The organism is Argonema galeatum A003/A1 (assembly GCF_023333595.1).
Taxonomy (GTDB): Bacteria; Cyanobacteriota; Cyanobacteriia; order Cyanobacteriales; family Aerosakkonemataceae; genus Argonema; species Argonema galeatum.
This window is the reverse complement of the sequence record NZ_JAIQZM010000017.1, coordinates 1-15,132: the sequence shown is the minus strand read 5'-3', so window position 1 is coordinate 15,132 and position 15,132 is coordinate 1. Positions and strand designations below refer to the sequence as shown.

Annotated in this window: 11 protein-coding genes; 2 read left to right on the top strand and 9 right to left on the bottom strand. The window is 44.7% G+C overall.

Annotated elements, in window-relative coordinates:
• Positions 1 to 42 precede the first annotated feature (42 nt).
• Positions 43 to 177 (bottom strand): hypothetical protein, encoded by a 135-nt coding sequence (locus LAY41_RS32335; protein ID WP_275974222.1) that lies wholly within the window; start codon positions 175 to 177, stop codon positions 43 to 45.
• Between the two features lie 16 nt (positions 178 to 193).
• On the opposite strand from LAY41_RS32335, the gene ileS reads away from it, so the two are divergent.
• Positions 194 to 3,604, top strand: coding sequence for an isoleucine--tRNA ligase (ileS, locus tag LAY41_RS18025; protein WP_249100934.1), 3,411 nt, complete (start codon positions 194 to 196; stop codon positions 3,602 to 3,604).
• A gap of 77 nt (positions 3,605 to 3,681) precedes the next feature.
• Here the strand turns inward: ileS and LAY41_RS18020 are convergent, their stop codons facing one another.
• The 5 genes from LAY41_RS18020 to LAY41_RS18000 form a co-directional block, all read right to left on the bottom strand.
• On the bottom strand, positions 3,682 to 4,611 hold the full coding sequence (locus LAY41_RS18020; RefSeq protein WP_249100931.1) for a ParA family protein: 930 nt from the start codon (positions 4,609 to 4,611) through the stop codon (positions 3,682 to 3,684).
• A 188-nt stretch (positions 4,612 to 4,799) separates the two neighbouring features.
• The gene (locus LAY41_RS18015; RefSeq protein WP_249100928.1) at positions 4,800 to 7,394 is read right to left on the bottom strand and encodes a DNA translocase FtsK; all 2,595 of its coding nucleotides are present in this window, start codon (positions 7,392 to 7,394) and stop codon (positions 4,800 to 4,802) included.
• A gap of 37 nt (positions 7,395 to 7,431) precedes the next feature.
• Positions 7,432 to 9,429, bottom strand: a complete 1,998-nt coding sequence (locus LAY41_RS18010; RefSeq protein WP_249100926.1) for an ATP-binding protein — start codon at positions 9,427 to 9,429, stop codon at positions 7,432 to 7,434.
• 60 nt (positions 9,430 to 9,489) lie between these two features.
• A complete protein-coding gene (locus LAY41_RS18005) occupies positions 9,490 to 10,317 on the bottom strand; it encodes a transcription factor RcaD (protein ID WP_249100924.1) in 828 nt (275 codons plus the stop codon).
• Between the two features lie 22 nt (positions 10,318 to 10,339).
• A complete protein-coding gene (locus tag LAY41_RS18000) occupies positions 10,340 to 11,140 on the bottom strand; it encodes a hypothetical protein (protein WP_249100921.1) in 801 nt (266 codons plus the stop codon).
• A gap of 255 nt (positions 11,141 to 11,395) precedes the next feature.
• On the opposite strand from LAY41_RS18000, the gene LAY41_RS17995 reads away from it, so the two are divergent.
• On the top strand, positions 11,396 to 12,619 hold the full coding sequence (locus LAY41_RS17995; protein WP_249100918.1) for a glycosyltransferase family 4 protein: 1,224 nt from the start codon (positions 11,396 to 11,398) through the stop codon (positions 12,617 to 12,619).
• A 6-nt stretch (positions 12,620 to 12,625) separates the two neighbouring features.
• Here the strand turns inward: LAY41_RS17995 and LAY41_RS17990 are convergent, their stop codons facing one another.
• The 3 genes from LAY41_RS17990 to LAY41_RS17980 all read right to left on the bottom strand — a co-directional run bounded on the left by LAY41_RS17990 (position 12,626) and on the right by LAY41_RS17980 (position 14,872).
• Complete coding sequence (locus LAY41_RS17990) at positions 12,626 to 13,141, bottom strand: hypothetical protein (RefSeq protein WP_249100915.1); 516 nt, start codon at positions 13,139 to 13,141, stop codon at positions 12,626 to 12,628.
• 289 nt (positions 13,142 to 13,430) lie between these two features.
• A complete protein-coding gene (locus LAY41_RS17985) occupies positions 13,431 to 14,510 on the bottom strand; it encodes a fatty acid desaturase (protein WP_249100912.1) in 1,080 nt (359 codons plus the stop codon).
• 167 nt (positions 14,511 to 14,677) lie between these two features.
• Complete coding sequence (locus tag LAY41_RS17980) at positions 14,678 to 14,872, bottom strand: hypothetical protein (protein WP_249100910.1); 195 nt, start codon at positions 14,870 to 14,872, stop codon at positions 14,678 to 14,680.
• Positions 14,873 to 15,132 lie beyond the last annotated feature (260 nt).

Sequence of the window (15,132 nt, the reverse complement as noted above, 5' to 3'; positions counted from 1 at the left end):
GTGGGAGAGTGGGAGAGTGGGAGAGTGGGAGAGTGGGGGAGTTTAACCTTTCTTCTTCCCAATTCCCAATTCCCAATTCCCAATTCCCAATTCCCAATTCCCAATTCCCAATTCCCAATTCCCAATTCCCAATGACTTTTGACTTTTGACTTTTGACTTTCGACGTCCCTTCATCATTTTTCGGCCAGAGATTGTGACAGAATCCAAAACTTATAAAGACACCGTTAATCTGCCCAAAACTCAGTTTGATATGCGGGCGAACGCTATCAAGCGGGAACCAGAACTGCAAAAATTTTGGGCCGAAAATCAGATTTACGAAAAACTGTCGCAAAACAATCCCGGCGATATCTTTGTTTTGCACGACGGGCCACCTTATGCTAACGGGGCGCTGCACATCGGTCACGCCCTGAATAAGACTCTCAAAGACATTATCAATAAGTATCAGCTGCTGCAAGGACGCAAGGTTCGCTACGTTCCTGGTTGGGATTGTCACGGATTGCCGATCGAACTCAAAGTTTTGCAGGACATGAAGCCAGCAGAACGGCAAAACCTCACACCCCTGGAACTGCGCCGCAAAGCTAGAGATTTCGCCCTCAAAACAGTAGACCAACAGCGTCAAGGATTTAAGCGCTACGGCGTCTGGGGTGATTGGGATAATCCTTATCTGACTTTGAATCCAGAATATGAAGCGGCGCAAATCGGCGTTTTCGGTGAAATGGTGCTGAAAGGCTACATCTATCGGGGTTTGAAGCCAGTTCATTGGAGTCCCAGTTCCAAGACAGCACTGGCAGAAGCAGAATTAGAATATCCAGAAGATGCTCAAGGTCGCCCTACTCACACCTCGCGGAGTATCTACGCAGCTTTCGAGATCGTCAGTTTGTCTGCGCCATTAGAATCGGCTTTGAGGCCATACTTGCCAGAATTGGGGGTAGCTATCTGGACGACGACTCCCTGGACAATACCGGGAAATTTGGCAGTCGCCGTCAATCCAAACCTCACTTATGCAGTGGTGGAAGTTACTCCCAATTCAGACGAGGAAACACCGAGCAAATTTAAATACCTGATCGTCGCCGCAGAGTTGGTAGAGCGGTTGTCGGCTACTCTGGGAGTTAACCTGTCGGTGAAGGCGACGGGATCTGGCAAGTCTTTGGAGGGTTCCACGTATCGTCATCCGCTGTTCGATCGCGAAAGTTCGATCGTTATCGGCGGAGATTATGTTACTACCGATTCGGGTACGGGATTGGTTCACACAGCTCCCGGTCACGGTCAAGAAGATTATCAGGTGGGTCGGCGTTATAATTTGCCTATCCTTGCGCCAGTTGATGATGATGGCAACTTCACTAAAGAAGCAGGCGAATTTGCTGGCTTGAATGTGCTGGGTGAAGGGAATAAAGCAGTGATCGAAGCTTTGGCAAATGCGGGTGCTTTGCTGAAGGAAGAACCCTACGTCCACAAGTATCCTTACGATTGGCGCACCAAAAAGCCGACGATCTTTCGGGCGACGGAACAATGGTTTGCTTCCGTGGAAGGATTTCGGGAAGAGGCGCTAAATGCGATCGCATCCGTAAAATGGATTCCTCCCCAAGGCCAAAACCGCATCACCCCAATGGTGGCAGAACGATCGGATTGGTGCATCTCCCGTCAGCGCAGTTGGGGCGTGCCGATTCCCGTTTTCTACGATGAAGAAACGGGCGAACCGCTGCTGACTGCGGAAACGATCGCCCACGTCCAAGCAATTGTGGCCGAAAAAGGTTCTGACGTTTGGTGGGAACTCTCGGTAGAAGAACTTCTGCCCGAAAAATACCGCAATGGCGATCGCACCTACCGCAAAGGCACCGATACGATGGATGTCTGGTTTGACTCCGGTTCGTCCTGGGCAGCCGTGGCCAAACAGCGGCCCCAATTGCATTACCCAGCCGATATGTATCTGGAAGGGTCCGATCAGCACCGGGGTTGGTTTCAATCCAGTTTGTTGACAAGTGTAGCAACAAATGGTATAGCGCCCTATAAAACTGTGTTGACTCACGGTTTTACCTTGGACGAACAAGGTCGCAAAATGAGTAAGTCCCTGGGTAATGTAATTGACCCAGCGATGGTAATTGAGGGCGGGAAAAATCAAAAAGAGGAGCCGCCTTATGGCGCGGATGTGTTGCGCTTGTGGGTGTCTTCGGTAGATTATTCTGCCGATGTTCCCATCAGCAAAAACATCCTGAAGCAGATGGGGGATGTGAGGAATAAGATCCGCAATACCGCTCGTTTCTTGTTGGGAAATTTGCACGATTTTGACCCAGCAAAAGACGCGGTGCCTTACGAAAATCTGCCAGAACTCGATCGCTATATGCTGCACCGAATGACGGAAGTATTCGAGGAAGTGACGGAAGCTATGAATAGTTTCCAATTCTTCCGATTCTTCCAAACAGTGCAGAATTTCTGCGTCGTCGATTTATCCAATTTTTATTTGGATATTGCCAAAGATCGGCTTTATATCAGTGCGGCGGATTCCTTCCGTCGTCGCAGCACTCAGACGGTGCTGGCTATTGCTGTGGAAAATTTAGCACGTGCGATCGCACCCGTTCTATGCCATACAGCAGAAGATATCTGGCAATTTATTCCTTATCCAACACCCTACAAATCTGTATTTGAATCCGGTTGGGTCAAATTAGATGCGCGTTGGAAAAACCCCGAACTCGCTGCATTTTGGCAACAATTACGCCATCTGCGCGGGGAAGTTAATAAGGTAATGGAACAAGCGCGAAAAGGTGACACGATCGGATCTTCTCTGGAAGCCAAAGTGTTGCTTTACGTCGCTGACGACGAGTTACGCCAACGCTTGCAGGTTTTGAATCCTGAAAGTCAGCCATTAGCCCTCTTCGCAGACGAACAGCTTGAAGTTGAAGAAGTCGATATCCCCATACAGGTAACAACAAAAGAAACATCCTCCCAAGAGTGGCAAACGTTCTTGACAGATTTTTCGGTCGTTTTATCTAATTGGTTCGATAATCTGGGCGGATTTCTGCAAAACAACCAAAAACCGCTGACAGTACTTAGCTTAATTCTGGCAGTGGCAGGCGTATTTTATGTAACAGATGCGACGATGGATGCTATAAATCGTATCCCTCTGCTAAAACCGTTTTTTACAATCGCTGGGGTTGTCTACTGTCTGCGTTTTGCTAATCGTAAATTGCTCAAAACAACCGATCGCCAAGAGTTGTTCGCTCAAATTCAATCCTTTAAAGAAGAGGTTGTCGGCAAAACTTCTTCAAGGCGAACATTTATTGTACAACCAGCGGTTAGCGCTCAAGTAACTACTGAGATACAAGAACTGACGGCAGACTTAAGCTCGATCCTAAAAGACTCAACACTCAATAAGGGAGTGGATGAGTTACGTTACCTGTTTATTTCTTCTCAGGTGGAACTGGTGGAATCGCCAGAAGCTTTGTCTGGATTGGAGTACAAAGGACAGTCTGACGGTTTGACTGTGGGTGTGGTGAAGGCGGAAGGGGAAAAATGCGATCGCTGCTGGAACTACTCGCTTTATGTAGGCAAATCAGCACTACATCCTCTGTTATGCGATCGTTGCATTCCAGCACTAGCCCTTCAATAGGGACTAGGGGCTAGGCTTCGACGTGACACTTCGGCAAGCGCTCAGTGCGGAGACGCTCAGCCCCTAGCCCCTTCCCTTCACTCTCCCAAATCAAACTTTGCTGGGTTTTGCTTGACGGTAGCAATAACGCTTATTTTCTGTATAAATTCTTGCGTTAACTGCGTGAAAGCTTTACTACCAGGCGATTGAGGATTGCACAGCACAACAGGCATGAAAGTGTCAACTGCTTTGGAGACGCTGACATCAACTGGGATGCGAGTTTTGAATAATTTTGTAGCGCTGTAATCTTCATTAACTCGCCGCATCACCTGCTGGTAATACCTTCCCGTCAGCAGACTACCTGACATTGTGAAGACAATTCCCAGCAACTGAATATTAACTGGATCGTCTTTATGAATCTCTCTTTGTTGAGCTAGCCGTCTTTCTAGCAATTGAATACCAATGACGGATAAAGGTTCTGGCTTAGCGGGTAATATATAAAAATCGCTAGCCAGAAGACCGCTACGAGTTAAGAGATTATAACCGGGCGCACAATCAAGGATGATAAAATCATAGTCTTTAATGACCGGGCTTAAAATATGTTGTACCAGTCTTCTTTCAAAGCGAATCCAAATTTGTTCAAAGTTGGGCTGACCTCCTTTAATGGCTTTTTCATAGAGCATTTCAGATACCAAAAATTCATCATAGAGGTCAAGATCTCCTGGCAATAAATCTAGATCCTTCAGCGAACAGACGTAGGGGCAAATTACATCCTGAATGGGTATTGTTAGCTTAATATCCGGTTTAATTGCCTTGTTTACCAAATGCCTCAGTGTCCGTTTGTCTCTGCGGCGTTTGGAAAAGTCTTGCGGAGACATCAAGCTCAGAGTCGCACTGATTTGATTGTCTAAATCGACCACCAAAACCCGCTTACCAAAATCTTTTACCAAACTAGCGGCCAAGTTTACGGTGAGGGTAGTCTTACCGACACCGCCTTTCATGTTGGCAGTTGAAATGATATAACCCATTCGTTCAGTCCTCTCAAGAATGACGCCCTGCGCGAGCAAAGTCGATCTGGATACCATAGCGATCCTAAAATGGAAACGCTTAATTAAATTTAATATTTTTACGCACGGGGCAAAAGGGCGTTAGCTGCTGAAATATTCCTACCGAGGTAGACGAATCATCTGGCGATGCCTTCTGTGGCAGGTGAATGCTAGCTTTGGGGCAACTCGATAATTGTAGCCAACAAGCTTTGTAATCGGTGCAGATGCGATCCCGCTTGGTAGAGTAAATCACCTTTACCCAGTAGGTAGGCAGCTGCTTTTCGATCGCCACCTAGCACAATAATCGAGTCTGCCTCACTGGCGGTACGCAATGCAACCCTTCCTGGTAAGTTAGAGCGGATTAAGGGGGTGACAACTCTGGCTTCTGGACGTTGGGTGGCCACGATCAGGTGAATTCCAGCTGCTCGTGCCATAGCGCCAAGACGTTTAATGCTCAATTCTAGTGCATTGCGAATTTCTTTTTCCGCCATAAAATCAGCATATTCATCGAAGATGCAGACAATGCGGGGTAGGGGTTTGGTTGCTTTTTGATTGTAAGCGCTGATATCGGCACAGCCAGCAGCTTCAAACAGCTGATAACGCTGCTCCATTTCTGCTACTAAGTCAGTCATGAGGGAGATCGCGCGATCGCTATCTTTAACCACGGGTGCATACAGCGACGGTATCCCCTCAAATTCTGGGAAAGTTACCCGCTTGGGATCGACGAGGGCAATTTTCAGATGCTTGGGGGAGTGACGCCAGAGTAGACTGAGGAGAAGACTTCGCAGAAATTCGCTCTTACCGCTACCAGTCGTCCCACCAACTAAAAAGTGACAAGTATTCGGATCGGATAAATCAGCTTCTAGTAATTGTCCGTCCAGATTCACGCCGATCGCAATTTTCACTGGTGCTGTTGAGGGCAATTGTTGACGCTGAATATAATCCTCAATTTTGGCTATTTGGCGATCGGATCGCGGTAGATCGACGCTGACATACCCAGCTTGCGGTGCAATCAGCGGCGGATTGGCTAATTCTAGTTGCACCTGTAGATCGGCAGATCTATTTAGTAGGGAGGCAACTCTTACTCCCGGATGAGGTTTGAGCCTAACTCGGATGAAAGCTGGCCCGATCGCTGCCCCTTGGTAATCAACACTAATACCAAAAGACTTGAGGGTTGCTACTAACTTTTCTGCGATCGCATCTGCGTTAGGAGTAGGTAAAGGTTTTTTAGTCGCTTCAGGCTTCTTTTTTTCAGCTTGTGGAGGAATTACCACTTTCTCAGATGATGTAGATTGGCTGCTATCAACAACAAAAAAAGACTGACACTTTTCCTGCTGTGGACAAATATCGCAAAGGTGCGGTTGGGGTGTTGGTGGCGGCGGATTGGGATGAGGCGGTTCCCATTTCAGCCATTCCCGCATTTGCTGTAATTTATGAGGAATCACTTGATGTACTGTCTTTTCCAACTGTTCCCAAGAATAGCGATATTCTTTGAACTCTGGTAAAACGCAGTAAACTGCCGAATCAACAGGCACTTTTTTCTTTTCTTTAAGCATATAGCTATAGAGAGAAACCTGGGCTAATTGAGCGGAGGGATCGACAGGCTCATAAGTTTTATACTCTACCACACAGAGGCGCTTTTGCTCAAAATCGAAGACTAAACTATCAAGTTTTCCGATTAACCTTTGCTGCGTACCATCTGGCAAAGTGAAGTTATGCTCAAGGCTGAATTCTCCAGTAACCAAAGTGCGGGAAATCACAGCATCCGCACGACAATCGCGTCTATTTTTAATAAGCAATTCAGTCCAGTGGCGAATCAATCTAGTTAATCCCTGCCAGATTTGATGCAACGCCGCCGCTTGATTTGAGTCTTGTTGAATAGCTGATTGTAGATAAGGGAAAAATGCTAGTTGATAAAATAGCTGTTGCATTTGAGTTGCGATCGCATCCACACTCAAATGCTCAACTGGTGACTCAAATAAAGCTTTAAACTGCGGTTCACGCTTAGCTATACCAATAAAATCTTCTGCTAATTTATGAAATGCAGTGCCAATTCCCTTGATGCGATCCTCTGGCACAAACAAAGTTTTTCCATCAAAATGATGGTGCAAATAAAATAAACGCGGACATTCAAAAGCTACTCTGACGTTGGTGACACTGAAGCTAGTTTGTTCGGATTTTTCATGTCGCGGCATTGATGACATATCCTCTAAATTAGGATGATTTTGGTTAATAGTTTTTAATAAACGACGATGTACGTGAGCCAGATAAATTGGATCTAATTTAGCATATTTTAACTGTTTTTCGGTTAAAGGTCGGCGTCCCCAATCGCTTCCTTGTTCTTCTGTATCTATATTGCTAAATTGGCAAAGTTCTGCTGCTAAAGTTTTGAGTTTTAGGTTGGAAACTGAAAGGCGATCTTTGGTTATCTTCCTCGCCATCTTCAAAGTACAGGTAACGTTCTGCGCCTTGTTACCACCTAGAAACTTTAGATCGAAGCTGGCGTTATGAAAAACCTTTTCAATTTCAGGATTTGCCATGATTTGATTAACAAAATATGCTACCAAATCAGACTTATCCAATACGTCTAGAATATAAGCGCGATCGCCATTAAGATTCTTCGGATCTGCCAACACTTGAATCAAAGATAATCTGGGATAAGCTGTATCCCAGTCAGCAACTTCTGTATCTGCCCAAAGTATTTTAGCAGATGATAATTTGGTGATAAGTGCTATTATTGTAGCTGATTCTGTTATATATGGCATTGGCTAAAGTAAAATGAATTATAGTTTACAGCACCAACTAACCTTTAGGTAATAGACAGACTAATTGTGCTTCTGGACTAGCCTTGGCGTTGAGAAGTTGAATTCTGTTTTCCTGACATAGCTGCTGAATCAGCTGAACAACTTGGGATTCATTCACCATAGGAAACTGATTGAGAGCATTTTGGATAAGTACCTGATTACCCATAAGTTGCTGAGTTGTGACTAGAGTCAATAAAAAGTCTTTCAATTGCTGAAAAGTATCCATTTTCTTCCCATTAAAGTTGTTTGTAACTTGCCTGAAATTATCAGCATTTTCTTGACTTGGAACGATACCTAAATCTTGCAGTAAAGAACAATTATGCAAGATTTGAGAATCGCGAATTAATGCTTCTAAATCATTGATATTGGGGGTTTCACCTGCAACCACCAACTCTGCGGATCGAGCCGCATTAGCCAAGCTGTGGTAAGTTGCCAAGTAGTATACAGAAGTCATATCTGGTATAATCAGGCGATGAGGTAAACCAGTAAAGATTTCCTTGTAAAGTTTATAACCTTTATTGGTTTCTTTCCCTACCTCTTCAGCCCTAATTAGATACAGAGTTTGGCACAGGTTTTGTTGAATTGCCTTTTGGCAAGCATTCATTACATAAAAGAAGTTGCTCAAGTTAGGTTCTTCAGTCCACACAACTCCTACTCTTTTAGACTTACCTGGCTGTTCGTAGCTAACAGAATAACTACCATACTTTGTTCCGGGTAACAGCTTGGGACGAATCTCGGCCACTTGCAAAGCAGCTAATACTTCTTGAAACATTCGTATCAGTTCCTGGGAAGATAATTGGCGAATTCGAGAGATTTTCTGCTGAATTTTATTAAATTCGTCAAGCCAGATCAATTTTAATACTGCGACAGAATCTTCTTCAAACTTTCCGCCTAGCTTGTATCCCTGAATTAGTTTTTGGCCAAGCCTGAGAGCATTTCTAGGGTCAGTTCTACCACCAGGGAATTTCAACTCTAAAATTTTTCTGGTTAAGGGGGAAATTGGTGTGGGAGGTTTGGGATCGGCTTGTTGGTATAGCGGATAGAGTCTACTTGCCCAGATTGTTTCTGCTTGATCCAAAGTAATACGTTTTAAGCTAACTCGATGATCTATCCGAGCTTTGTCAGACTGATGAATGCGATCGGCATTCTGTCTCCCAATATCTGTAATTAGGCTAATGATAACCAGAAAGTTCTTCAAGTTCTGGTTATGAATACTGGAGTTGACGGTAAACAATGCTTGTAAATCGATATTTCCGTTTGGCAAGCGAGCAATGTTTTCTAGCTGGTCAAAACAAAGTACGATCGGCTGAGTTTCCGCAGCAATTCTGCCAAAATTAGCCAAAACTTTTTGGGCTGCATCTTCGGTGTCAATATCACTTTTGAGCCGCAGATTTTTCAAATCTTCTTCATCTAAATCGTCTCCCCGCAACCAATCGCAGGCAAGCAGCCGTAATTCAGGATTGAGCAGGTCGTACAGCACTCCAAAGAACTCATTCGCATTGTATATACCTGAAGTATAAGTATCTCTAAGTTTGCGGATGAAGGCTTGGCGATCGCCCCGTATCCGATCTAAAATACTGCGTTGTTTGAAAACAGATAAACCCTTGAGCCAAAGTAACAACTGAGATTCTTGTTGGCCTTGAGGGACTTGCAAAAGGCTATCCACAGTGTAGCGTAGGACGTGCCGCCAGATGAAGTCGCTATCGGGAAATGGATCGATATAAACGAAAAAAGCTTTGCGGTTGAGCGTGCGTTTGAGCCGACCCAATAAATAAGTTTTACCAGAACCAGAGTCGCCATAAAGCATCAGGGTGCGGGTGCGACGATCTTGGGCAACCAGATCGAGAAGCGCTTCAATTTCAATGAGGATATCTTGATGAATAGACTCAACAGTAAGGGCTGGATCTTGCTGTTCCTGCCAAAAGTTACCCGCTTTAAAAGTTACCGGATCGAATGGGTTAACCTCTCGTTTAATAATTTGATCTATAGATGCCATGCTTGCACTTCCATTGCACTAGGGTAGTAATTTTAGAGTTCAACAGTCGAGGATAGATTACTAATTAGCTACGATATAGAACAGCACACCACCAATATCTTGGGGCATTCCGGCGTCAATTTGTTCTGAAGTATAGGGCGTCGTATCTACCAGCGAACTCAACTCAACTTGGTCGTTCCGTTGCAGGCGATAAAGCGATCGATCTAATTCTTCCCTGGATAAGGGCGGTTGTAACTTCTGCCGCAAGTGAAAAATTGGCAAATAATTTTCCGTTCCCAGTTCCCGATCTAAATCTCGAATTATCTGTAAAATCTGCTCATCGCTTGGCTTAGCTGTAGGTGTAGCTGGTGCTGGCGATACTACTTCAGAGTTTTCGCGGAGGCATTTTCGCAAAAAGCTCAGGTAATTTTTCAGTAAATCCAGACTAATGGTTGCAGAACCCTTGGGGTTGTACTCATCCCGCAAATATTCCAGTCCTCGCTGAGTCAGCCATACCTCGGCTTTAGTCCGTTTGACTTTCCTTTCAGCTTCAATCAGTCCGCGATCGGCGAGGTTCTTTAATATTTCCGCTCTTTCAGCCGCTTTCACAACTGTAATTTCACTGGGTTTGATTTTTCCGGGACTTTTGCCTATTTTCTCCAGCACCTTTAGTTCTTTGTCTGCGATCGGCAGTTGAGAGGCGTCTATTTTCAGCAAGGCACGACCGGGGGGTAAAATTTTAACGGAAGCAATTTCGCGGGAGAAGTCTATCAATTCTCGCTCATCGCCCAAGTCTCGACAAATTTTGTCCTTGCCTTTAAAGTCTTTGAAGACGCCAGCAGAAAGGGATGACCGATAATTAGGACAACCCAATAATTTTAGGAGGAACTTCAGCTCATTAGTTTCCATTGGCTCACTTTTGTCTGACTTTTTATAATAACTCGGATATTTCGCTTGTTTCTAGATCTGCAACCGAGGTGGCTCTAATTTCTGTACTGCTTAATCTAGAACATTTTGCGAATATCTCAAACTCACGGTATACAGAATTCGCTTTGGCAATGAGACTTTTAATCTCATCATTTTCAAGTTCTTTCATTAAAATTGCTTTTAAATATTGACGCTTTTTAGACGGCCCAGAATGAAACCCTTGTTGAGCATGAATATTTTTGACATTATTTTTTGTATGCTCGAAACTTAAAAACTTAGTGTTAAAATTATAGTTTATTTTCTCAATAACCACCCCAAAATCTTGAATAACTTCATCGAATAACCCTATTACATAATAGTCTTTATATGGCTTAATTCTAGTATAAAATGATATCCAAAATTTTAAATATTTTTTCAAACAAATACTTAATCCAGGGCTAATATAGGAATTTGGATCGCTTACTTCTAACTCCAAGCTCTTGAAGGAAATTACTGCATCGACTGGCTTACGAATTAGTACTAATGTTGGTATAGAAAGATGGACGGCGCGGATTATTTGAGCAGGAGCGTGTAAATGCGATGCCAACCTAACTGGACGACCTTGGGCAAATTGAAACGCACCAATAGAAAAGCTGTTTGCAGATCTTGGAAATCCTTCTATAACTATTTCAGTGTTTTTATCAACTGCCCTGCTTGGTTGTTTTCCTGCCAACTTTACTAATGGAAAAAACAGGTTTGGATAAAGGCTGAGAAAGGAGCGTACCTCAAACTTTTGCTTGAAAAAATTTTTTTCTAAAGCACCCATATAATACATAAATCTGGTAGACAGCACTGAAGATAAATTTTAGCTAACAACATTTCAGAGAAATGCTTGGTTAACAAAACGCTTCCTATTGACCCCGATGTGATAATCTAATCAGGAAGAAACTATTTAGTAAATTTGCGGTAGCTTCACCTTGATTTTTCATATAGACTAGCCCATTGCCCTCTTTAATGTCAAGTCCTTAAATATAGATATCGTGCAAACACAGCTTTCTAGCAGAGTCTGAGATCCGTATAGATGAATATTCTCATGCTTTCCTCTACGTTCCCCTATCCACCCAGCCGAGGGGGAACCGAAATCAGAACCTTCAACTTGCTGAAATACCTGCACCAGCGTCATAACATTACGCTGGTGACACAACGCCACGGGGGAGTAACAGAGGCGGAGGTAGAAGAACTCCGTCAGTGGGTAAGCAACCTAGTTATTTTTCCGCTACCGCCAGAACCGAAACAAGGCGGAATCGAAGGATTGGTTGGTAAAGTTGCACGCTTTAGCGAGTCTGTCATAAAAGCAACGCCACCGAATGTTTTATATCGATATTCGCCGGAAATTAAAAGTTGGGTAGATGAGTTTGTCCAATCTGGCAAATGCGATGTTATTACCTGCGAACATAGTGTTAATGAAATCTACATTCGTCCTAAATTTCGCAACTCAGTTAAGACAGTTGTAGATATTCACAGTTCAATTTATGGGTGGATTCGCGACCACTTGGAAATGGGGGCGTCTCCGAATGCGTTGCGCGATCGCCTCTACCTTCACCTCATCTTAGAACGGTACGAAAAACGCTACTCCAGCAAATTTTCTAGTCTTGTAGTCACGACGGAAGATGATAAAAAACAATTTCTCAAATTCGTTCCCCAAGCTGATATTCCGGTAATTCCAAATGGAGTAGATCTGGAAATATTCCCATATCGTACAAGTGACTGCGGCGGACGCAAATTAATATTTGTTGGTGCAATGGATGCTTCCCACAATATCGATGCCGCTCGTTTTTTTGCCATAGAGGTATTGCCAGAACTCCAAAAAAATTACCCGGATGCTACTTTTAGCATTGTTGGCGCACGTCCTACACCAGAAGTTTTGGCCCTGGGGGAACGCACCGGAGTTATCGTTACGGGTAAAGTTTGCTCAATGGCAGAATACCTGCACGCCAGTACAGTTTGTGTCGTTCCCCTGCGTGCGGGTTATGGAATTAAAAACAAAACTTTAGAAGGAATGGCAGCTGGAGTGCCGATAGTGGCAAGCGATCGCGGTTTAGAAGGACTCGCCGTTGATACTCCTGACGTACCTTTACGAGCCTTACGAGCAAATCAAGTCCAAGAGTACGTTAACGCCATCAGCCGCTTATTTGAAGATGCCCAACTGCGAGAAGAGTTATCGAGAAATGGGCGATCGCTCGTAGAGACAGAATACACTTGGGAACGAGCCGGACAACTCTACGAACAAGTACTGCTACAGTAGGATACCCTACTGCTGACGAGCCAGAAACTCCCGCAACTTGATTTTCAAGACGGTATAAAAGGGTAACTGATAATTTGCCGCAAGCAGCCAGACTACGAAAGTGAGATGGGATAGAAAAGTCAAGCCGATCCAAAACCTGGGAAGCCAAGATCCATAACTGCCCTCTTCTGGAGGGAATATATAGGCAGAAAGCCCAACTATCAGGGTAGGGAAAATCACTAAAGCCGTTCCCAGCAGCCAAACGACTAAAGTAAGGTCAGAATCCTTCTGATGAGCTATTTTCCAACTGCGACCAGTCCATCGCCAAGCCATTGGCTGCAAACTATCAGCTATTATAAGCAACTGATCCTGAAGATTAGTCGTGAAAATGTGGCGACAAAAGTTACAAGCAAAGGATTCTGTGAGCGTCAGCACGGATATCTGTCCGTAGCGACAGACAGGGCAACTATAGACATCATGATAGTTCAGGCGTCTGCTCTCAGGAGAGGGGGAGGGCTCTAGCTTGGGTATCGGTTGCATCATGCCAAACTGTTCCGAAACTCAAAAGTTGTATTGCCAGTAGTGTAGCGACTACTGGCGATGAAGTCGCAAATTCACATACAAATTTTAGAAGTATCAGGACTTACGCACTAACCAAGGTTTTGCCCCCCCGACCCCCCAAATCTGGGGAGCCCCCCTCCTCATTCCCCCCAAAATTGGGGGGCTAGGGGGGCGAAGAGCGTAAGTCCTGAGTATGTTAAAACGCCCAGCCGCGATCGCATCTGGGCGTTTTTTTAGTTTTGGAGGGTGCGTTAAATTACGTTAACGCACCCTACTGGGTAAGGTCTTCAGTTTTAGCGCTTTTAACGCTGGCAGAGTGGTAGCTATCGAAAGACTGGTAGCATTGCTCTGGATGATACAAATGACACTTGTCAACAATCTCCTTCATTAAAGACAAAGAGAAACGGCACTCCCGCACATAGCTTCCCCAATTTTCTTTGAGGCTGCGATGAGCCATCCGCAGGTTATAGGAAGGAATGGCGGTAGAAATGTGATGGGGGACGTGAACATTGATATCGTGGCAGAGAAATTCCACCCAGCGGGGGTAATCGCAGTGGACGCTTCCAGATAGCTGGGCGATAGCTTCATTCCACTCGTGATTTGCCTTAAAGGGAATATCAGGAGCGGTGTGGTGTACCAGAGTAAAAGTACTCATCCAGAAGTGGTAAACCAACCAGGGTACTAACCAGAACTTGACGAAGCCCCAGATGCCAGTGGTGGCAATTAGGGTTGGGAAAGCGATCGCAGCTGTTATCAGCACCAGCAGGGCCGAAAACTTGACTTGCGATCGCTGTTTGCCCTCAAATTTCCCCCAATTAAAGTGCAAAATCGCCCAATGGCCGATCGATCCGACCCACCAAAACCAGCCTCGGATTGCCTCATAAGCCAACTGCAAAGGGCGTCCCGCACTGGCATAAACCTCTGGGTTAAGGGGTTCCCAAGCATTGTCCTCTTCGAGCTTATTGGTGTGTGCGTGGTGATAGTTGTGCAATATGCGCCAGCTGTGGAAAGGGTAAATCAAAGGCAGCATTATCGCGTGACCCACCAAATCGTTCACCCAGCGTCGGTTAGCAAAAGACCGATGGCCGCAGTCATGACCGATCACAAAAAAACCAGTCAGAGCCGTACCCGTGAAAATCCAACACAATGGCAGCAGAAACCACGGAGAAAAGGCGATGCTCAAATAGCCCAGGCAAACCAACAAAACATTGATTATCACTGATGTCCAGGCTTTTCGCCGATTCTTGATGAAGACATCGTGCGGCAGAGTTTTCAAAATATGTCTGAGGCGCAGCTCCGAAGGGTTGGGAGTCAATGCCAAATTCTGGGGTTTTATTGTCGATGCAGTCATGAATAAATTTACAGGTCTCCAAATGCCAGTAAAGTTGATTGATTTAATTGACGCATGAGATACACCTGCTATTTATACATCCGTAGCAGGGGATGCTTCTGATATGTTTTACCAAAAAACGAGCTAAAGCTGCTTCAAGCAGGCAGTGGGCCTGCTTGAAGCTTCTATCAGTTGAGATTTTCGTCGTAGCTGGCTAATTCTTGGGTATCTGAGGTCAGTCGTTGCTGCTTGAGGTATTGCAGTTGCTGCAATAAGCTTTCTATATCCGCCTCCAAATGCAACAGCTTGATTTGCTGATCTGCTTGGTAGACAGACTTCATTGACCGCATAAGGCCGACTTGATTCGCTAATGCTACAGACATATTGCTAACTTCTTGAGAAACGAAAGCAGGACGTTGGATGTGGAAGTACTAGATAAGCCAGTTGACATCTTTCGTCGCTTAGTCATTTGTGCTTACTCACACCACTTGGTCATTTTACCCTGAATGTTAAGCAAGGTTAAGTTTTCCTGTGTCAATTTTTTGAGGGGCTAGTGCCGCTACGCGAAAGTCAAAAGTCAAAAGTCAAAAGTCAAAAGTCAAAAGTCAAAAGTCAAAAGTCAAAAGTCAAAAGTCAAAAGTCA

Excerpts from the sequence above, each read along its gene's own strand:
- LAY41_RS32335 (WP_275974222.1), bottom strand. The coding sequence starts at position 177 with ATGATGAAGGGACGTCGAAAGTCAAAAGTCAAAAGTCAAAAGTCATTG.
- LAY41_RS18020 (WP_249100931.1), bottom strand. The coding sequence starts at position 4,611 with ATGGGTTATATCATTTCAACTGCCAACATGAAAGGCGGTGTCGGTAAG.
- LAY41_RS18015 (WP_249100928.1), bottom strand. The coding sequence starts at position 7,394 with ATGCCATATATAACAGAATCAGCTACAATAATAGCACTTATCACCAAA.
- LAY41_RS18010 (WP_249100926.1), bottom strand. The coding sequence starts at position 9,429 with ATGGCATCTATAGATCAAATTATTAAACGAGAGGTTAACCCATTCGAT.
- LAY41_RS18005 (WP_249100924.1), bottom strand. The coding sequence starts at position 10,317 with ATGGAAACTAATGAGCTGAAGTTCCTCCTAAAATTATTGGGTTGTCCT.
- LAY41_RS18000 (WP_249100921.1), bottom strand. The coding sequence starts at position 11,140 with ATGGGTGCTTTAGAAAAAAATTTTTTCAAGCAAAAGTTTGAGGTACGC.
- LAY41_RS17995 (WP_249100918.1), top strand. The coding sequence starts at position 11,396 with ATGAATATTCTCATGCTTTCCTCTACGTTCCCCTATCCACCCAGCCGA.
- LAY41_RS17990 (WP_249100915.1), bottom strand. The coding sequence starts at position 13,141 with ATGATGCAACCGATACCCAAGCTAGAGCCCTCCCCCTCTCCTGAGAGC.
- LAY41_RS17985 (WP_249100912.1), bottom strand. The coding sequence starts at position 14,510 with ATGACTGCATCGACAATAAAACCCCAGAATTTGGCATTGACTCCCAAC.
- LAY41_RS17980 (WP_249100910.1), bottom strand. The coding sequence starts at position 14,872 with ATGTCTGTAGCATTAGCGAATCAAGTCGGCCTTATGCGGTCAATGAAG.